Raw genomic sequence first — 19,781 nt, 5'->3', positions numbered from 1 at the left:
TTTATTTTATTCATAATATAATGTTATTCTTTTTTGTTAATTTATTTAATAATATAGAAATTTTATTGCCTTTAAAAAAAGAATCATCATGACAAAAAACAATAGTTGGAATAATTCTTAAATTTATTTTCTTGCATAACAATTTTCGAACATAGCCAGAAGCGTTATTCAATAAAATCAATATTTTTTTTACAGTTAAACAGTTTTTAGTTTCTAAAAAACTAACAAAAACTTGAGCATAAGATAAATCTTTTGACAATCGAACTTCAGAAACTGTTATTATAGTTTTAATACGTGGATCTTTAAGAGAATACTGTATAATAAAAGCAATTTTTTTTTGTAATTCTTGAGCAATTCTAAAAGATCGACTAAACGATTTTTCCATGATTTTATTACCAAATTTAAGATATTCTAAAAAATATATAATCTTCTATAAATTTGAATTTATAATATTCTTTTTACTTCTTTAACTTCAAATACCTCTATGACATCCCCAATTCGTAGATCATTATAGTTTTTTATACCAATCCCACATTCTATGCCATTCCGTATCTCATTTACATCTTCCTTAAAACGACGTAATGATTCTAATTCACCTTCATATATAACTATATTATTTCTTAGTATACGAATGGGATTCTTTCTTTTAATAATACCTTCAGTAACCATACATCCTGCAATTAATCCAAATTTAGGAGATTTAAATGTATTTCTTACCTCAGCTAGACCAATAATATTTTGTTTATATTCGGGTGACAAAAGACCCGTCATAGCTGTTTTGACTTCATCAATTAAATCATAAATAACTGAATAATAACGAAGATCTAAATGTTCTAAATCAATTATTTTCTTAGCAGAAGCATCTGCTCGAACATTAAAACCTAAAATAATAGCATTAGAAGCAAGTGCTAAAGAAGCATCTGTTTCTGTAATTCCTCCAATACCTGAAGCTATAATATTTACTTTTACTTCATTAGTAGATAACTTAAGTAAAGCACCAGAAATAGCTTCTAAAGAACCTTGTACATCAGATTTAATAATAATCTTTAATTCAGAAAAATCATTTCTTTTAATATTTTCAAACATATTTTCTAAACTTGATCTATTCTGATTAGATAATTTAATTTCACGAGATTTATCTTTTCTATAGGAAGCAACTTCTTTCGCTTTTTTTTCATCACGTACTACAGTTACTTTTTCACCAGCAAATGGTACTTTAGATAAACCTAAAACCTCTACTGGAATAGATGGTCCTGCATGCTTAAGTATTTTCCCAGTTTCGTTGCGTAACATTTTAATACGACCATATTCAAAACCACATAGTATTATATCTCCTTTTTTTAAATTTCCTTTTTGAACTAAAACAGTCGCTATTGGTCCTCTTCCTTTATCTAAAAAGGATTCTATTACAACACCTTCAGCCATACCTGTAGATATAGCTTTAAGTTCTAATATTTCTGATTGTAATACAATTGCATTTAACAGATCATCTATACCTTTACCTGTTTTTGCAGAAATAAGAACAAATATGTTTTCACCGCCCCATTCTTCTGAAAGAATATTATATTTTGTCAAATCATTTTTAATTTGATCTATATTAGAATCTAATTTATCTATTTTGTTAATAGCAACTATAATTGGAACATTGCCTTCTTTTGCATGTTGAATTGCCTCAATAGTTTGTGGTTTTACTCCATCATCAGCTGCAATAACTAATACAACAATGTCAGTAATTTTTACCCCACGAGATCGCATACCTGTAAAAGCAGAATGTCCTGGTGTATCTAAAAAGGTAATAGAACCTAAATCAGTAGTAACATGATAAGCACCAATATTTTGTGTAATCCCACCTGCTTCATGAGAAGCTACTTTTGTAGAGCGAATATAATCTAAAAGTGATGTTTTACCGTGATCAACATGTCCCATAATAGTAACTACGGGTGCACGTACCATAGAAATGTTATTCCCTGTATCACGGTCTTTCATTATTAGTTCTTCTAATTCATTTTCGCGATGTAAAATAACCTTATGTCCCATTTCTTCTGCAATCAATTGCGCTGTATCTTGATCAAGAACATGATTAATTGTGCCTATTATCCCTATATTCATCATATTTTTTATTACTTCAGAACTTTTTATTGCCATTTTATTGGCTAAATCGGATACAGTAATAGTACCATTGATAACTACATCTCGATTGATAATAGATTCTGGTTTTTTAAAAACTTGTTGTAATAAAGTAGATTTATTCTTTTTTTTAATATTTTTTTTACTTTTAGAAATACGAACTTCATCTTTTTTATTTTTTATTTGATTATTTTGTTTATTGTTTTTCTTTTGACGATAATTTTTTACGTTTCGATTGTAATTTTTTTTGTTTTTTTCGATTTCATGATTATTATCATCTTCTGTATTTTGAGTATGAAGAAATGTTGTTAAACGATAGTCTTTTTTTTCTTCCTTATATAATTTTCGATTTTCAGTGTTATCTTTTATTATTTTTTTCGTATTAAGTAAACGATTATTTAAATCTATGTTTTTTTTTAAAGATTTATTTTTTTCATTTTTGTTTGAAATATTAGATTTTTTTAATTGATTTAATTTACCTGGATACGTAAAATTGATATTAGCTTTACTTTCTTCTAAAACTTCAGTATTTTTTTGAGATTTTTTTTCTTTTAAAAGAGTTTTTTTGAATGATTTTAAGTGATTTTTTTCTTTTTTTTGCGATAAAATCTTATTTTTTAATAAAGGTTCTAATTCAGATTTATTGTTTTTAAGATATGTTCTTTTTTTTCTTACTTCTATTTGAACAGATTTGTTTTTACCTCCAGGAGTTGATACATTTAAGGTGCTTCTTGTTTTTCTTTGTAAAATAAAAGTACTTAAAAAAGATTTTTTTTTATTTTCTAAATATTTTAATAAATTTTTCTTTTCTGCTATATTGATGCAATCATTTTCATTTTTTGAAATACCAATTTCAGATAATTTTTTTATTAATTCTTTAACAGATATTTTAATTTCATTTGACAAAATTTTTAAATTTATATCAACCATACTATTTTTTCCTATTATCAGACTTTATTACCAAACCAACATATATTACGAGCAGCCATAATTAATAAACCAGCTTGCTCAGAATTTAAATTTTCAATATCAATTAAATCATCTATTCCTTGATCAGCTAATTCTTCCACAGTAAATATATTTTTTTCCGCTAATTTTAAAGCTAATAGTTCATTCATACCATTTATGTTTAACAAATCTTTTTCAATTTTTTTATTTTTAATTTTATTTTTTTGATCTAACTCAAGAAGAAGTAATCCATTTTTAGCGCCTTCGCGAACTAATTGTACTTCTTTTTCTGTTAAATTATCAATTTCTAATAATTCATTAAATGGTATATAAGCTAATTCCTCAAGAGAAGAAAAACCTTCTTTAACTAAAGTTTTAATAATTTTTTCACTAACATTTAAATTTTTTTTAAAAGTATTAAAAGCAGCATAAGCTTCTTCTTTATGTTTAGATCTAAGATCTTCTGTAGTCATAACGTTCAGTTCCCAACCACTAATTTGAGAAGCTAAGCGAACATTTTGACCATTTCGTCCAATAGCTTGTGCTAAATTACTTGAGTCCACAGCAATATCCATAGTATGGTGATCTTCGTCTACTATAATAGAAACGACATCAGCAGGAGCCATAGCATTAATAACAAATTGGGCAGGATTATCATCCCATAAAATAATATCAATTCGTTCTCCACATAATTCACTAGATACAGCTTGTACTCGTGCACCTCTCATCCCTACACAAGCTCCCACTGGATCAATTCTTTTGTCATTAGTTTTTACTGCAATTTTAGCACGAGAACCAGGGTCACGCGCAGCTGCTTTAATTTCAATCACTTCTTCTCCAATTTCAGGCACTTCTATACGAAAAAGCTCAATGAGCATTTCAGTTTTTGAACGACTAAGAAATAATTGTGCACCACGGGCTTCTGGACATACTCCATATAAAATACCACGAATACGATCTCCAGGCCGAAAATTTTCTCGAGGTAGCATCCCTTCACGTAAAATTAATGCTTCAGCATTATTACCTAAATCTAAAGTTAAATTATCTCGATTGATTTTTTTAACTACACCAGTAATTATTTGACCAATATGTTTTCGAAATTGATCAACTAACATTGCTCGTTCCGCTTCGCGTACTTTTTGAACAATTACTTGTTTGGCAGTTTGAGTTGTTATTCGATCAAAGTTTACAGATTCAATTTTATCTTCTATATAATCATTAATTTTAACTTTTTCACCTTCAAAACAAGCGGCTGCTAAAGTAATTTCTTTTGTTGGATGAGTCACTATATCTACTACCATCCATCGTCTAAAGGTGCTAAAATTTCCAGTTTTACGATTTATACTGACTCTTACATCAATTTCTTGTTCATGTTTTTTCTTAGTTGCTGTTGCTAATGCAATTTCTAAAGCTTCAAAAATTTTTTCACGTGGAAGTGATTTTTCATTAGATACAGCTTCTACAACAGCTAAGATTTCTTTATTCATCTTAGACAACCTCAAACTAAAAATTTTTCAAATAAATATTATAATAAAAAACCCCGAAAATTCGGGGTTTTAGGTAAGATCACCCTATTTATAAAATTACTAAATATGATTTATAAAATATTTTTCTATAACTTTTTTCATTAAAAAACAATACCGAGGATGGGACTTGAACCCATATGCCTAAAGGCACTACCCCCTCAAGATAGCGTGTCTACCAATTTCACCACCTCGGTATAAAATATATATAAGTATAAAAGATTTCTATGCTAAAAGATTTTAAATTTAATGCGGTAATTCATTATTTAACATTTTTAGCTCTTTTCTTTCATTTATAATCTTTTTTTGTATATTATTTTCTAAAAAAACATCTGAATTAACTTTTTTATCATTAATATTGCATAAAATAATACTAAGAACTAAAAAAAAACCAGCAAAAACACCGATAACATTTTTTATAAAGCTACTATTTCCAATATTATTAAAAAAATTAAGATTGTTAGATGTATTTAAATGTATAGTGTTATTAAATCCTTTCCCTGGTTGTAATAAAATCAAGAAAATCAAAGAAAAAGAAATTAAAATTAAAAAAATTAAAAAAAATAAATACATAAAATATTATTTTCCTTTTTTATAAATTATTTTTTAAATATACATCAATTCATATTTTATTTAAAAAATATTTTATACTTATAAAGTATATACATTTTTAGATTATATATGTTTTTTTTAAAAAAATTCTTTTTTTATTTTTTAAATAAAAATTAATATAATATATTTTCAATTTAAAATAAAATTTCTTATTTATAAGAAACTACATTGATTTAATTATATCTGAAATATTATAAGCTAATTTTTTTATTTGAAGATAATTTTCACCTTCTACCATAATTCGAATATACGGTTCTGTACCAGATTTCCGTATAAACAAACGACCTGATTGGCCTAAAATATTTCTAGATTTATAAACAATAGATTGAAATTTTGCATCTTTTTCAAAATCTTTGTCTTTATTGAAAAAAACATTCAACAATATTTGGGGTAATAATTTTACTTGATTAGACAAAAAATATAAAGATGTATTATTTCTAATCATACTTAATAATACTTGTAAACTAGCTATTATTCCATCACCAGTAGAGTGTTTATCTAATAAAACAACATGTCCTGACTGTTCTGCGCCAATCATCCATTTTTTTTCTTTAATTTTTTTGTATATGTAACGGTCTCCTATTTTTTTTGCTGCACAAAAAGGAATACCAAGTGCTTTTAATCCAGAAACAACACCCATATTAGTCATTAAATTTCCTACTACTCCACCCTTTAATTGATTATTTTTTAAATATTCTTGTGCAATTATGTAAATAATTTGATCTCCATTTACTTCATTTCCTAAATGATCTACCATAATAACACGATCTCCATCGCCATCAAATGCTAAACCAATATCTGCTTTTACTGACACAACTATTTTTTTTAACTCACAAATATTAGTAGATCCAGAATTTTTATTGATATTGATTCCATTTGGATAAATAGAAGAAGTTATGACTTTTGCACCAAGATCTTGAAAAACTTTAGGCGCTACGTTATAAGTTGAACCATTGGCACAGTCTAGTACAATAGTAAATTTAGATAAGTTTATATTATGAGGAAAAGTGCTTTTACAAAAATTAACATATCTTTTTACAGCATTTCTAATTTTATTAGAAAAACCAAAATTTCTTGAATAAGAAGAATCATATAGAGAATCATCTAATTTTTTTTCAATAATAAATTCTTTTTCTTCAGTTATTTTTGTTCCATTTTTAAAAAAAATTTTTATTCCATTATCATAAAAAGGATTATGAGAACCTGAAATAACAATTCCAACAGAAGCATTTAAAGACTGAGTTAAATATGCAATTGCAGGAGTAGGTATGCAACCAACTAAAATAGTTGAAAACCCTTTTGATAAAATTCCAAACTCTAAAGAATACTGTAACATGCATCCTGAAATACGCGTATCTCTTCCTATAACAATTTTTTTTTTTATTTTCACCTAATACTGTACTAATAACTTGTCCTAGCTTTAATAAAAAATCTGGAGTCATAGGCTTTTTCCCTACCGGTCCACGTATACCGTCAGTGCTAAAATACTTTAAATATGTCATAAAAATTTTATCCTTATATTTTTTTAAATTATTTTTAATGTTTAAATATAGTAAATATTTTTTTAAAAAAAATGAAATATAATCTTAATTTTTAGAAAACAAGATGAAGCTATAATAATTTTATGACTTCATCTTATTCTAATTCTTTTTTAAAAAAAGAATGTGATTTACATCAAAATTTTATTTCATTAACAAAAAATATTTTTTTAAAAACTAAATAAAAAAAATAACAACTTATTTTAAAAATATATTTATTTAAACATCTTTTTTCTGATTAATTTCAGGCCATCCTTTTGGTTGTCGCACTTCTCGTCTTTCCATTAAATCATCAATTTGCAATGAATCAATAGTTTCATATTTTATTAGAGCATCTTTCATAGCATGTAAAATATCAAGATTTTCATTTAAAATTTTTCTAGCGCGGTTATAATTAACTTCAATTAACAATTTCACTTCTTCGTCGATAATTCTAGCTGTTTCATCGGACATATGCTTTGCTTTAGCAACTGAACGACCTAAAAAAACTTCTCCTTCTTCTTCAGCGTATAACAAAGGACCAAGTTTATCTGAAAATCCCCATTGAGTTACCATATTTCGTGCTAAATTTGTAGCAACTTTAATATCGTTGAAAGCACCAGTTGAAACGTTTTTAGAACCGTAAATAATTTCTTCTGCCAAACGACCACCATAAAGTGTAGATATCTGACTTTCTAGTTTTTGACGACTAATACTGAGTGTATCTGATTCCGGTAAAAAAAAGGTTATTCCCAATGCTTGACCTCTAGGAATAATTGTAACTTTATGTGCAGGATCGTGATCGGGTACTAATCTGCCAATGATGACATGACCCGCTTCATGATATGCAGTAGATTCTTTTTGGAAATCACTCATTACCATGGATCTACGTTCAGAACCCATCATAATTTTATCTTTTGCTTTTTCAAAATGTATCATAGATACTACTCGATTATTAAACCGAGCTGCAAAAAGTGCAGCTTCATTAACTAAATTAGCTAAATCTGCACCTGAAAACCCTGGTGTACCACGAGCAATTATCATTGGATCTACATCTTTAGATAAAGGAACTTTACGCATATGTACTTTTAGAATTTGTTCTCTTCCACGCACGTCTGGTAATGCGACAATTACTTGACGATCAAAACGACCAGGACGAAGTAAGGCAGGATCTAAAACATCTGGCCTATTAGTAGCAGCTATTAAAATAACACCTTCATTACCATCAAATCCGTCCATTTCTACAAGCATTTGATTTAATGTTTGTTCTCTTTCATCATGGCCACCACCTAATCCAGCACCTCTTTGACGACCAACTGCATCAATTTCATCAATAAATATAATGCATGGTGCAGATTTTCTGGCGTGTTCGAACATATCTCTTACTCTAGATGCCCCTACTCCAACAAACATTTCAACAAAATCAGAACCAGAAATTGTAAAAAATGGAACTTTTGCTTCACCTGCTATTGCTTTTGCAAGTAATGTTTTACCAGTTCCGGGAGGACCTACCATTAATATACCTTTAGGAATTTTTCCTCCTAATTTTTGAAAACGACTAGGTTCTTTTAAATACTCCACTAATTCACTAACTTCTTCTTTTGCTTCATCACATCCTGCAACATCAGAAAAGGTGGTTTGAATTTGATCTTCTGATAACATACGTGCTTTACTCTTACCAAAAGACATTGCTCCTTTCCCACCACCCATTTGCATTTGACGCATAAAAAAAATCCAGACACCTATCAGCAATAGCATTGGAAACCAAGAAATAAAAATAGATATAAGAAGACTTGGTTCTTCAGGCATTTCACCAATAATTTTAACATTTTTTGTTAAAAGATTATCTAATAACTTAGGATCATTAATAGGAATATATGTAGTATATTTACTACTGTCTTTTTTAGTAACACTAATTATCCGTCCGTTAATATATGCTTCACGGACCTGATCTTGATTAACTTCTGATAAAAAAGTGGAATAATCAACTCTATGATTACTGGTATCGCTAGAATTAAAATTCTGAAAAACAGACATTAAAACAACTGTAATAACTAACCAGAAGATCAGGTTTTTAACCATGTCACTCAAGGGAACAACCTCTCATTAACATCTATTTTTAAAAAACAACACAGATTATCATTTTTTTATCTGGTTGCTAGAATGAATATTTCTCGAGATCTTGATCGAGAAGTTTTAGGCTTACAAATTTTAATTTTTGAAAATAAATTTTTAATATGTGCAAAGAATTCATTAAAACCTTCTCCTTGAAATGATTTTACTAATAAAATACCATTTCGAGATAATAAATAATCGGATACTTTAAAAACTATCTTACATATTTCGATAATCCGTGGCATATCAATAGACGAACAACCTGTAATATTAGGCGCCATGTCAGACATAATTAAATTAAAATTAATATTAGATAAATTACTTAATATAAAATTTAATGTTTTTTTATTACGAAAATCTCCTTGAAAAAAATCAACACCTATTATTTTCTTCATTGGCAATATATCACAAGCTAAAATATATCCTTTTTTCCCGATTTTACTAATTGCATATTGAGACCATCCTCCAGGAGAAGATCCTAAATCAAGAACATTCATTCCGGGTTTAAATAATCTATTACTTTTATCAATTTCTTCTAATTTAAACCAAGATCGAGAACGTATTTTTTTATTTTTAGCCTCCTTAACATATTGATCTTTAAAGTGTTCTTCTAACCAACGATTAGAACTATTTGATCTTTTTTTAGAAATCATATTTTTAGTATCTTTACAAAAAAAACATAAATTTAAATATAATCTATTTTTAAAATTTTATATTCAACGTTACCTGATGGTGTACATATAATGGCAATGGTATTAATAGTTTTACCAATTAAACCTCTTGACATTGGAGAATTAATAGAAATTAAATTTTTTTTGAAATCTGATTCATCATCACCCACAATCTGATAAGTAAAAACTTCATTACTTTTTATGTTTAAAATGGTAACTGTAGAACCAAAAACCACTCTTCCATCATTTGATATCTTTGTTATATCTATAATTTGAGAATTAGATAATTTAGATTCAATTTCTTGTATTCGTCCTTCACAAAAGCTTTGTGCTTCTCGAGCTGAATGATATTCAGCATTTTCTTTTAGATCACCATGCTTTCTGGCTTCTGCTATTTCGATAGTAATACGAGGACGTTTTACGTTTTTTAGTTGTTCAAGTTCTTCGCGAAGTTTTTCAGCACCTCTAACAGTCATTGGAATTAAATTAATCATATAAAATACCTCATTATGTTACTTCTTAAAAAAATATAAAACTAATCTTTTTTTTAAGCATAAAAAAATATTTATAAAATATCATTATTTTTATATTTCTATAAAATTTTTTAAATATTAAAAAATTTTTATTTTATATAAGTAATGATTCAAATAAAAATATAGTAATATTACTATATCATTGATAAAATTTAATAAATTTTAAATTAAAAAAATTATTAAATTTAATATTTTTTTTAAATTATATAACCTAATGGTACATATGTTTATAACCATTAGTTAACAATTTATGTATCTATTTTAGATATCTATTTTAATGTAAAAAATAAAATTTATCAAAATTTTAAAAATTTAATATTTTATAACAATCGTTCAAAAGTATATTTAAAAATGAATAAACAAAAAATAATATCAATTCTAAAAGAAAAATTAAATTTAAAAGACATTTATGTTACAGAAGATAATAATCATTACAAAATAACAGCTATAGGAAATATATTTAAAGGACTAACTCAAGTTAAAAGACAACAAACAATTTATCATCCTTTAGTAGATATGATCACAGAAAATAAAATTCATGCTATATCTATAAAATCTTACACGTTAGAAGAATGGGATAAAAAATCACGAATAACGTATATTAAAAAATAGTTTAGAGATTTAATAGTAAATGAATAAATTATATATAGAAGGCAATAAACAATTAAATGGAAATGTTAGAATTTCTGGTTCTAAAAATGCAGCTCTGCCTATTTTGTTTATGACTATATTAACAGAAGAAAAAGTTAAGATAAGTAATATACCGCAACTAACAGATATAACTATAGCAATTAAATTGCTAAAAAGTTTAGGAGCAAAAATAAAACATCGAAAAAAACTCTTGTATATTGATACAAGTTCAATAAAAATTTATTCTCCACCATATGATTTAACAAAAAAAATAAGAGCATCTATCTGGATGCTAGCACCTCTTTTAATTCGTTTTGGTCAAGCTAAAATATCTCTACCAGGAGGCTGTAAAATAGGATCCAGACCTATTGATCTTCATATTAAAGGTTTAATTCAATTAGGAGCAAAAATTGTTTTAGAAGAAAATTATATTTCTGCTTCTATTAGAAGACCCTTAATAGGAAAACATATTTATCTCGAAAAAATAAGTGTAGGAGCAACTATTACTATTATGAGTGCAGCTGCATTGGCTCAAGGTACAACTATTATTGAAAATGCAGCCCAAGAACCAGAAATTATTGATATTGCTAAGTTTTTAAATACTTTAGGTGCAAACATTGTCGGAGCAGGTAGTAATAAGATTTTTATCAAAGGTGTTATAAAACTAACTGGAGGCAAACATCAAATTATACCTGATAGAATTGAAACAGGGACTTTTTTAATTGCAGCAGCAGTATCTCAAGGATATATTACTTGCTGTCATACCGAACCTAAAAATTTAAAAAATGTATTAATAAAATTATCAGAATCAGGAGCTAAAATTAAAACAGGGAAGGATTGGATTCAATTAGACATGAGAGGGAAAAAACCAAAATCTATAAACGTTTCAACTTCTCCATATCCAGGATTTCCAACAGATATGCAACCACAATTTACTTTACTTAACAGTATTTCTCAAAGTAAAGGTATTATCACTGAAAACATATTTGAGAATCGTTTTATTTATGTTTCAGAACTAATTAAAATGGGAGCAAAAATAAAAATAAAAAACAACTCTATTATTTGTAAAGGCGTTTCTAATTTGCATTCTCAAAATGTGTTTTCTAACGATTTAAGAGGATCAGCAACATTAGTTCTAGCAGGTTGCATTGCTAGAGGAATTACAATAGTTAATAATATTTATCATTTTAAAAGAGGATATGAATTATTTTCTGAAAAACTAAACAAATTAGGCGCGAATATTAAATATATATAAAATGTTTTTTATATTTTAATGATGTTATTTTTATTTATTTAAATTAAAAATTAAGTTTTGATTAACAACATTATGTTAATAAAATAACTGAAAAAACAGGAGTATTTTTATGTATGCAGTTTTTATTAGTGGTGGAAAACAATATCGAGTAAAAAAAAATCAAATTATTAAATTAGAAAAATTAAACAATCCACCGGGTTCGATAATTGAATTTGATAAAATTTTAATGATTGCTGATGAAAATGAAATAAAAATAGGAAAACCTTTTTTACACGGAAGTAAAATTAAAGCCTATGTTGAAAATCATGGTAGATTAAAAAAAATTAAAGTAATAAAATTCAATCGTCGTAAACACTATAAAAAACAACAAGGTCATCGTCAACATTTTACTAACGTAAAAATTTTAGATATTAATAATTTTAATGGGAAATAAATAACAATGGCACATAAAAAAGCTGGTGGATCTACAAGAAACGGCAGAGATTCTAATGCTCAAAGATTAGGTGTTAAATGTTTTGGTGGCGAACTTATTTCAGCAGGTAGTATTATTGTAAGACAACGAGGAACTAAATTTCATCCTGGAAAAAATGTAGGGTGTGGAAAAGATCATACTATTTTTGCTATTACACGAGGAAAAGTAGAATTTAAAAAAAAGGGAATTAAAAAAAGAACTTATATTAACATAATTAATTAATATAAAATATTCTATAAAACATTAATTATAGAAAACCCCTTTTTTAAATTAAAGAGGGGTATTCTCTTTTAAAAAATTAGAAAATTGAATATATAAAAATATACAACAAATAATTTTTATAAAAATAAAGAATGAAAAAAAAATGAAATTTATTGATCACACAATTATTCAAGTTATTGCCGGAAATGGAGGAAATGGATGTGTTAATTTTAGGAGAGAAAAATACATTCCCAAAGGTGGACCAGATGGTGGAGATGGTGGAGATGGTGGAAATATTTGGTTAGAATCTAATAATAATTTAAATACTCTTATTGATCTGAGATTTAAAAAAACATTTCAAGCTCCACACGGAGAAAATGGATCTGGAAGAAATTGTTCTGGAAAAAAGGGTAATGATATCAAAATATATGTTCCTATTGGTACAAAAATTATTAATTATCAAACACGTGAAATAATAGGTGATTTAATTAAACATAAACAAAAAATACTAATAGCCAAAGGCGGTTGGCATGGATTAGGCAACACTAGATTCAAATCTTCAATTAACAGAACTCCACGACAAAGAACACTAGGATCAATAGGAGAAAAACGGGATATTCAATTAGAATTAGTTTTAATAGCTGACGTAGGAACACTCGGTATGCCAAACGCCGGAAAATCTACTTTAGTAAAAAATATATCTGGTGCCAAAACAAAAATTGCAAACTATCCCTTTACCACACTAAATCCTGTTTTAGGAAGTGTATGCATGCAAGATAAAAAATTTATTATAGCCGATATTCCTGGAATAATTAAAAATGCATCTCAAGGTTCTGGTTTAGGTATTCATTTTTTAAAACATTTAGAAAGATGTAAAATATTACTTCATATCGTTGATTTATGTCCTATAGATTATTCCAATCCTATTGAAAATATAAAAATTGTTTTAAACGAGTTAAAAAAATACAATAAAAGTTTATATAAAAAACCAAGATGGTTAGTTCTTAATAAAATTGATTTAATAAAACCTGCAGACATGGAAAAAATAATTAGTAAAATTAAAACTTTTTTAAGAATAAAAGAAAAATTCTATCTAATTTCTGCAATTAAGAAAACAGGCATTAAAAAATTATGTTCTGATATAATATTTTACTTACAAAAACAGTAGTTTTTTTATAAAAATTTCTTTTTTAAAATTTTAATTTAAAACAAAAATTTTTAACATTGTGAAAATAAAAAAAAGAACTCGGTTTATTATAAAAATCAAGTTATAAAAACCAAGTTCTTTAAAAAAAATTAGTTAACGTTTAGAAAATTGTGTACGTTTTCTAGATTTACGAAAACCTACTTTTTTTCGTTCGACTTGTCTCGAATCACGTGTAACAAAACCGGATTTTCTTAATTCAGAACGTAGTAAATGATTATATTTAATTAAAGCACGTGTAATTCCTTGTCGAATCGCACCAGCTTGGCCAGAAACTCCTCCTCCTTTTACTGTGATATAAATATTAAAATTATTCATCATATCAACTAATTCTAATGGTTGACGTACAATCATACAAGAAGTTTCACGACCAAAATAATCTTTTAAAGAACGTTTATTTACAGTTATTTCTCCGTTACCAGATCTAAGAAAAACTCTAGCAGAAGAACTTTTACGACGTCCAGTTCCATAATTTTGAATTTTAACCATTTATTTTTATACCTTTTTTAAATATTTAAAAACTGAGGACATTGTGCTATATGATCATGATTTTCATCAGAAAAAACTTTTAATTTTTTAAACATTGAACGGCCTAAAGGACCTTTTGGTAGCATGCCTTTTACAGCTATTTCTATTATTTTAGCAGGGTTTTTTAATATCATTTCTTCAAATCTTGATTGCTTTATACCGCCAATGTAGCCAGTATGATGATAATAAATTTTATTAGTTCTTTTTTGTCCAGTAACTAATATTTTTGAAGCATTTAGAACTATAATATAGTCTCCAGTGTCAAGATGAGGAGTATACTCAATCTTATGTTTACCTCTAAGACGAATAGATAACGCACTTGCGAATCTACCTAATATTTTATTAGTTGCATCAACATAAAACCAATTTCGTTTTATATCATTTAATTTAGCTGAAAAAGTTTTCATTTCCTAATTCACTTAAAATAGTTATTCACAGAGAAAATAATACTATGATTATAATTAATAAGATATAGTAAATATATTATTGATAATAATACTTTCTTAAATGTTTTTATAAATAATTAATCAAAAATACACATCTTTTAATAAATTACATCATTTTAATTTAAAATTAATATTTACCTATATTTTAAACATATAAAATATAAATTTTTTATATAAAACTATAAAAAAAGTAAAAAACAGCAGAATAAATTCTGATTTATGTAAATTACTATTATTTTTATTTTAAAATAAAAAAAATGTATATTAAAAATATATTTTATTTCAATATAAAAAAGACTAAATATTTCACAGGTAAAATAAATTATGCTATCTAAAAATGATTTATTAAATTTTCGACATGAAATCAACGAGATCGATAAAAATATTGTTCAATTATTAGCAAAAAGAAAAAAGTTAGTATTAAATATAGCAGAATCAAAAATAAAGAATAATCAACCTATACGAGATATAGAAAGAGAAAAAAATTTGTTAGAAAAACTAACTAATTTAGGAAAAGAAAACAATTTAGATACTAATTATATAACACGTTTATTTCAACTAATAATCGAAGAATCTGTATTAACACAAAAAAAATTATTAAATAAGTTTTGTAATGATAATAATCTTAATCTTTCTAGTTTTTCTTTTCTTGGCCCTAAAGGTTCTTATTCACATATTGCCGCGTCTCAATATGCAGAACGAAATTTCAAAACATGCATTGAAAAAGCATGTTTAAATTTTAATGAAGTTGTACACTCAGTTGAAAATAATCAAGCAGATTATGCTGTTTTACCAATAGAAAACAGCTGTTCTGGTTTTATTAATGAAATATTTGATATTCTAAAAAAAACAAATTTGTTTATTGTTGGAGAAATCAATATTTTAATAAATCACTGTTTACTTGCAATGAAAAAAATAGAATTGAATAAAATTAAAGTCATATATAGTCATCCTCAACCATTTCAACAATGTAGTTATTTTATAAAACAATTTCCAAATTGGAAAATTCAATACACTAATAGTACAGCAGATGCAATGAAAAAAATTGCCAAACATAATATAGAAACCAATGCTGCTTTAGGAAGTGAACTAGGAAGTAAAATTTATGGATTAAAAGTATTATCTAAAAATTTAGCAAACAAAAAGAAAAATGTTACAAGATTTATCCTATTGTCAAGAAAACCTGTTGTTTCTTCTTCAAAAATACCTACAAAAACAACATTAATGTTTAATACAGGTCAAGAATCAGGAGCCCTTGCCGAAGTCTTGCTAATCTTAAAGAAAAAAAAATTAATTATGAAAAAATTAACTTCTCAAAATATTTATAAAAATCCATGGGAAGAAATGTTTTATATTGATATTCAAGGAAATTTATCATCTTCTTCAATGCAAGAAACTCTTGAACAAATTCGAAAAATTACTAAATTTATAAAAATTCTAGGTTGTTATCCAAGTGAAAATATAGTACCAATAATTCCATAGAATTATCTAATTAAACAGAAGGTTTTTAGATATTATTTTAATATTAAAAATGATAGTAATCTATGAAAAAAAATTGTTAAAAATAATGATTTAATAAAAATTCAAAAAATGAGTAAGGAAAAATGTTTAATAACTTAACTGAACGTCTTTCACAAAGTTTACGTAAAATTATTAATAAAGGAAGACTAACAGAAGAAAACATTAAAGATACCATACGAGAAGTGAGAAAAGCACTTTTAGAAGCTGATGTAACGCTGTCAGTAATAAAAACATTTATAAAAAATGTTTCAAAAAAATCAATTGGTCATGAAATAAATAAAAGTTTAACACCGGGTCAAGAATTCATAAGAATTGTAAAAAATGAATTAATTTTAGTAATGGGTGAAAAACATAATGATTTGAATCTTTCCACTCAACCACCAGCAATAATGTTAGTTGTAGGACTACAAGGAGTTGGAAAAACAACTACTTTAGTAAAAGTAGCAACATGGATTAAAAATAAATATAAGAAAAAAATATTAACAACATCAACTGATATTTATCGAGCTGCTGCAATTAAACAATTACAAATCTTATCTAATCAAGTTAAAATAGATTTTTATTCATCTAATATAAATCAAAAACCAATAAATATAACAAAAGAAGCGATCGAATATGCAAAACTAAAATTATATGACGTTTTGTTAATCGATACAGCAGGACGTTTACATATTGACGAAACAATGATGAATGAAATAAATCAAATACAAAAAATTTCAAAACCTATTGAAACATTATTAATAATAGATTCGATGATGGGTCAAGATGCAATAAATGTAGCAAAAAAATTCAGCGAATATTTGTCTATATCAGGTATAGTAATAACTAAAACTGACAGTGATTCTAGAAGTGGTGTTGCTTTATCAATTCGTTATATTACTGGAAAACCAATTAAATTTATAGGAACTGGGGAAAAATTAAATCAATTAGAAATATTCAATCCTGAAAGGATAGCTGATAGAATTTTAGGAATGAATCAAGTTATATCTCTTATCAAAGATATAGAAGAACGAGTAAATCAATCTCAAATAGAGAATTTAACTAAAAAATTTAAAAAAGGTGATGATTTTGACTTAAATGATTTTTTAATACAACTAAAAGAAATGAAAAAAATGGGAGGTTTAAACTATTTTATAGAAAAATTTTCAAAAAATAAAATTCTATCTAAGAATCCATTATTAGATGGGGATAAAAATACTTTAAATAGAATAGAAGCAATTATATATTCTATGACTCATAAAGAAAGAATGCATCCGATAATAATTAAAGGTTCTCGGAAACGTAGAATTGCTTTAGGTTCTGGAACAACAATTCAAGATGTAAATAAATTATTAAAAAATTTTGACGATATACAAAGAATAATGAAAAAAATTAAAAAAGGAGGAATTAGCAAAATCATTCGAAATATAAAAAATATACTACCTAAAAACTTTTAAAAAAGAATAAACCAACAATTTTTAGTTTTATATAAAAAAAATAAACATAATAAATTAACATCCTTACATATTAAGAGAGAAAACATAGATGGTAAGAATTCGATTAGCCTTATATGGCAGTAAAAAGCGTCCGTTTTACAAAATGGTAGTAGCAGATAGTCGATTTTCTAGAGACGGACGATTTATTGAAAGATTAGGTTATTTTAATCCAGTTTCTAAATGTAAAAATTCAGCTCTCAAATTAAATTTAGATCGTATTGTATACTGGCAAAAAAAAGGAGCTCAAATTTCAAAAAGATCTAAAAAACTAATAAAATTATTAAGTAAAAAAGAGGATATATTATAAATATTATTTTGAAAAAACCGTTAAATCCTATTGTAATAGGGAAAATAGGAAAAGCTTATGGAATACTAGGTTGGATAAACATTTTCTCTTTTAGTGAAAATAAAAAAAAAATATTTAGTTATTTTCCATGGTTTATTTTTAAACAACAAAAATGGGAAATAATTCAGATTGATAAATGGAAAAAACATAATAATAATTTTATTATTCGTATAAAAAATATTATTGATCGTTCAACAATCAGTGAATTTACTAATTTAGAAATTTTTATAGAAAAAAGCATACTTCCTATACTAAAAAAAGATGAATATTACTGGAACGATATTATTGATTGTAAAGTATTTAATACAAGGAAAGAATATTTGGGAAAGGTAATTAATTTGATAAGAAATCAAAGCAGCGATATTCTTATCATACAAAATAATCTAGAAAAAAATGATTTAAAAAAAATAATGATTCCCTTTATTCATAAAAAAATAGTTCAATATATTAATATTACACATAAAGTTATAACAGTCATATGGAATTAAATAATTGTTCTCAAACTAAAAAAAAATATGATAACACTTTAATATGGTTTTATATTATCACCATTTTTCCGGAAATGTTTTATGCAATCACAAATTACGGAGTAACTGGAAAAGCGATTCATAAAAAAATTATAAATATTCAATTTTTTAATCCAAGAGATTTTACTGATAATAAATATAAATCTGTAGATGATCGTCCTTATGGAGGAGGACCAGGAATGTTGATGAGTGTCAAACCGTTATATTCAGCTATTCAACATGCAAAAGATTTATCAAAAACTGCAATAGTTATTTATTTATCACCTCAGGGAAGAAGATTAAATCAAAAAAAAATTCTAGAAATAGTAAAAAAGAAAAAAATTATTTTTATATGTGGTCGATATGAAGGAATAGATCAAAGAATTATTGACAATCAAGTAGATGAAGAATGGTCTATAGGAGATTATATACTTACTGGAGGCGAACTTGCAGCCATGGTTGCAATAGATTCTATTTCTAGATTTATACCAGGTGTTATTAAAAAAAAACAATCAGTACAGGAGGATTCATTTTTTAATAATTTACTCGATTATCCACACTATACGAGACCTCAAGTAATAAAAAACATGAAAGTCCCCGAAGAATTACTTTCAGGAAATCATAATAAAATTCGTCTGTGGCGTTTAAAAAAATCTTTAGAAAAAACCTGGACAAAACGCCCAGATTTGTTAAAAAATAAAATTTTAAAAAAAGAAGAGGAAGTAATTTTAAATGAATTTAAAAATAAAATTAATAAAAAAAAACAAAATAATTATTAATTTTTTTATAAAAAGGAAGAAAAATGACTAATGTTATTCAAGAAATTGAAAAAGAACAATTAAAAAAAAATATACCTAATTTTCGTCCTGGTGATACAGTTGAAGTAAAAGTATGGGTGATTGAAGGTTCAAAAAAACGTCTACAATCTTTTGAAGGAATAGTTATTTCAATAAAAAACCGTTCTTTAAATTCATCATTTACTGTGCGAAAAGTTTCTAATGGAGAAGGAATTGAACGCGTTTTTCAAACTCATTCTCACAGTATTGATACTATATTTGTAAAAAGAAAAGGACACGTTAGGAAAGCAAAGTTATATTATTTAAGAACACGAACTGGAAAATCTGCAAGAATTAAAGAAAGAATGGAATAAA

General features: G+C 26.0%; 20 protein-coding genes, 1 tRNA gene and 1 pseudogene. 11 read left to right on the top strand and 11 right to left on the bottom strand.

The window, feature by feature from the left end:
- Positions 1 to 10: 10 nt before the first annotated feature.
- The 9 genes and pseudogenes from rbfA to greA form a co-directional block, all read right to left on the bottom strand.
- On the bottom strand, positions 11 to 385 hold the full coding sequence (gene rbfA / locus QZ401_RS01560; protein WP_295164320.1) for a 30S ribosome-binding factor RbfA: 375 nt from the start codon (positions 383 to 385) through the stop codon (positions 11 to 13).
- Positions 386 to 444: 59 nt separating this feature from the next.
- A complete protein-coding gene (gene infB / locus QZ401_RS01555) occupies positions 445 to 3,057 on the bottom strand; it encodes a translation initiation factor IF-2 (protein ID WP_295164319.1) in 2,613 nt (870 codons plus the stop codon).
- Between the two features lie 17 nt (positions 3,058 to 3,074).
- Entirely contained in the window at positions 3,075 to 4,562 is a 1,488-nt protein-coding gene (nusA, locus tag QZ401_RS01550; protein ID WP_295164317.1) for a transcription termination factor NusA, read from the bottom strand.
- Positions 4,563 to 4,713: 151 nt separating this feature from the next.
- Positions 4,714 to 4,795, bottom strand: a tRNA-Leu gene (locus QZ401_RS01545).
- A 49-nt stretch (positions 4,796 to 4,844) separates the two neighbouring features.
- The gene (gene secG / locus QZ401_RS01540) at positions 4,845 to 5,171 is read right to left on the bottom strand and encodes a preprotein translocase subunit SecG (RefSeq protein ID WP_295164315.1); all 327 of its coding nucleotides are present in this window, start codon (positions 5,169 to 5,171) and stop codon (positions 4,845 to 4,847) included.
- Positions 5,172 to 5,373: 202 nt separating this feature from the next.
- Positions 5,374 to 6,712, bottom strand: a pseudogene (gene glmM / locus QZ401_RS01535) (phosphoglucosamine mutase).
- A 255-nt stretch (positions 6,713 to 6,967) separates the two neighbouring features.
- The gene (gene ftsH, locus QZ401_RS01530; RefSeq protein ID WP_295164314.1) at positions 6,968 to 8,809 is read right to left on the bottom strand and encodes an ATP-dependent zinc metalloprotease FtsH; all 1,842 of its coding nucleotides are present in this window, start codon (positions 8,807 to 8,809) and stop codon (positions 6,968 to 6,970) included.
- A gap of 65 nt (positions 8,810 to 8,874) precedes the next feature.
- Entirely contained in the window at positions 8,875 to 9,495 is a 621-nt protein-coding gene (gene rlmE, locus QZ401_RS01525) for a 23S rRNA (uridine(2552)-2'-O)-methyltransferase RlmE (RefSeq protein ID WP_295164313.1), read from the bottom strand.
- 32 nt (positions 9,496 to 9,527) lie between these two features.
- Positions 9,528 to 10,007: a transcription elongation factor GreA gene (gene greA, locus QZ401_RS01520; protein WP_295164311.1), complete on the bottom strand. Its 480-nt coding sequence runs from the start codon at positions 10,005 to 10,007 to the stop codon at positions 9,528 to 9,530.
- 390 nt (positions 10,008 to 10,397) lie between these two features.
- On the opposite strand from greA, the gene QZ401_RS01515 reads away from it, so the two are divergent.
- The 5 genes from QZ401_RS01515 to cgtA all read left to right on the top strand — a co-directional run bounded on the left by QZ401_RS01515 (position 10,398) and on the right by cgtA (position 13,772).
- Positions 10,398 to 10,658 carry a BolA/IbaG family iron-sulfur metabolism protein gene (locus tag QZ401_RS01515; protein WP_295164308.1) on the top strand — a complete coding sequence of 87 codons (261 nt, stop codon included), beginning with the start codon at positions 10,398 to 10,400 and terminating at the stop codon, positions 10,656 to 10,658.
- 19 nt (positions 10,659 to 10,677) lie between these two features.
- Positions 10,678 to 11,931 carry a UDP-N-acetylglucosamine 1-carboxyvinyltransferase gene (gene murA, locus QZ401_RS01510; protein ID WP_295164307.1) on the top strand — a complete coding sequence of 418 codons (1,254 nt, stop codon included), beginning with the start codon at positions 10,678 to 10,680 and terminating at the stop codon, positions 11,929 to 11,931.
- A gap of 109 nt (positions 11,932 to 12,040) precedes the next feature.
- Complete coding sequence (gene rplU / locus QZ401_RS01505; RefSeq protein WP_295164306.1) at positions 12,041 to 12,364, top strand: 50S ribosomal protein L21; 324 nt, start codon at positions 12,041 to 12,043, stop codon at positions 12,362 to 12,364.
- A gap of 6 nt (positions 12,365 to 12,370) precedes the next feature.
- The gene (rpmA, locus tag QZ401_RS01500; protein ID WP_295164304.1) at positions 12,371 to 12,625 is read left to right on the top strand and encodes a 50S ribosomal protein L27; all 255 of its coding nucleotides are present in this window, start codon (positions 12,371 to 12,373) and stop codon (positions 12,623 to 12,625) included.
- 142 nt (positions 12,626 to 12,767) lie between these two features.
- Positions 12,768 to 13,772: an Obg family GTPase CgtA gene (cgtA, locus tag QZ401_RS01495; protein ID WP_295164302.1), complete on the top strand. Its 1,005-nt coding sequence runs from the start codon at positions 12,768 to 12,770 to the stop codon at positions 13,770 to 13,772.
- A gap of 132 nt (positions 13,773 to 13,904) precedes the next feature.
- On the opposite strand, the gene rpsI is transcribed toward cgtA, so the two are convergent.
- Positions 13,905 to 14,297 (bottom strand): 30S ribosomal protein S9, encoded by a 393-nt coding sequence (gene rpsI, locus QZ401_RS01490; protein WP_158337319.1) that lies wholly within the window; start codon positions 14,295 to 14,297, stop codon positions 13,905 to 13,907.
- Positions 14,298 to 14,314: 17 nt separating this feature from the next.
- The gene (rplM, locus tag QZ401_RS01485; protein WP_295164300.1) at positions 14,315 to 14,743 is read right to left on the bottom strand and encodes a 50S ribosomal protein L13; all 429 of its coding nucleotides are present in this window, start codon (positions 14,741 to 14,743) and stop codon (positions 14,315 to 14,317) included.
- 363 nt (positions 14,744 to 15,106) lie between these two features.
- Between rplM and QZ401_RS01480 the strand changes: the two genes are divergently transcribed.
- The 6 genes from QZ401_RS01480 to rplS all read left to right on the top strand — a co-directional run bounded on the left by QZ401_RS01480 (position 15,107) and on the right by rplS (position 19,780).
- Positions 15,107 to 16,264: a chorismate mutase gene (locus QZ401_RS01480; RefSeq protein ID WP_295164298.1), complete on the top strand. Its 1,158-nt coding sequence runs from the start codon at positions 15,107 to 15,109 to the stop codon at positions 16,262 to 16,264.
- A 122-nt stretch (positions 16,265 to 16,386) separates the two neighbouring features.
- Positions 16,387 to 17,739, top strand: a complete 1,353-nt coding sequence (ffh, locus tag QZ401_RS01475; RefSeq protein ID WP_295164296.1) for a signal recognition particle protein — start codon at positions 16,387 to 16,389, stop codon at positions 17,737 to 17,739.
- Between the two features lie 88 nt (positions 17,740 to 17,827).
- Positions 17,828 to 18,085 carry a 30S ribosomal protein S16 gene (gene rpsP / locus QZ401_RS01470; RefSeq protein ID WP_295164295.1) on the top strand — a complete coding sequence of 86 codons (258 nt, stop codon included), beginning with the start codon at positions 17,828 to 17,830 and terminating at the stop codon, positions 18,083 to 18,085.
- Entirely contained in the window at positions 18,079 to 18,612 is a 534-nt protein-coding gene (gene rimM / locus QZ401_RS01465) for a ribosome maturation factor RimM (RefSeq protein ID WP_366664892.1), read from the top strand. The genes rpsP and rimM overlap by 7 nt, the downstream gene beginning before the upstream one ends.
- Complete coding sequence (gene trmD / locus QZ401_RS01460) at positions 18,603 to 19,409, top strand: tRNA (guanosine(37)-N1)-methyltransferase TrmD (RefSeq protein ID WP_295164291.1); 807 nt, start codon at positions 18,603 to 18,605, stop codon at positions 19,407 to 19,409. Before rimM ends, trmD begins: the two co-directional genes overlap by 10 nt.
- A gap of 23 nt (positions 19,410 to 19,432) precedes the next feature.
- The gene (gene rplS / locus QZ401_RS01455) at positions 19,433 to 19,780 is read left to right on the top strand and encodes a 50S ribosomal protein L19 (RefSeq protein WP_295164289.1); all 348 of its coding nucleotides are present in this window, start codon (positions 19,433 to 19,435) and stop codon (positions 19,778 to 19,780) included.
- Position 19,781 lies beyond the last annotated feature (1 nt).

It is taken from the genome of uncultured Buchnera sp. (assembly GCF_913776765.1).
Taxonomy (GTDB): domain Bacteria; phylum Pseudomonadota; class Gammaproteobacteria; order Enterobacterales; family Enterobacteriaceae; genus Buchnera; species Buchnera aphidicola_AO.
Note: the sequence above shows the minus strand (reverse complement) of the source record. Positions and strands in the feature narration are given on the sequence as shown.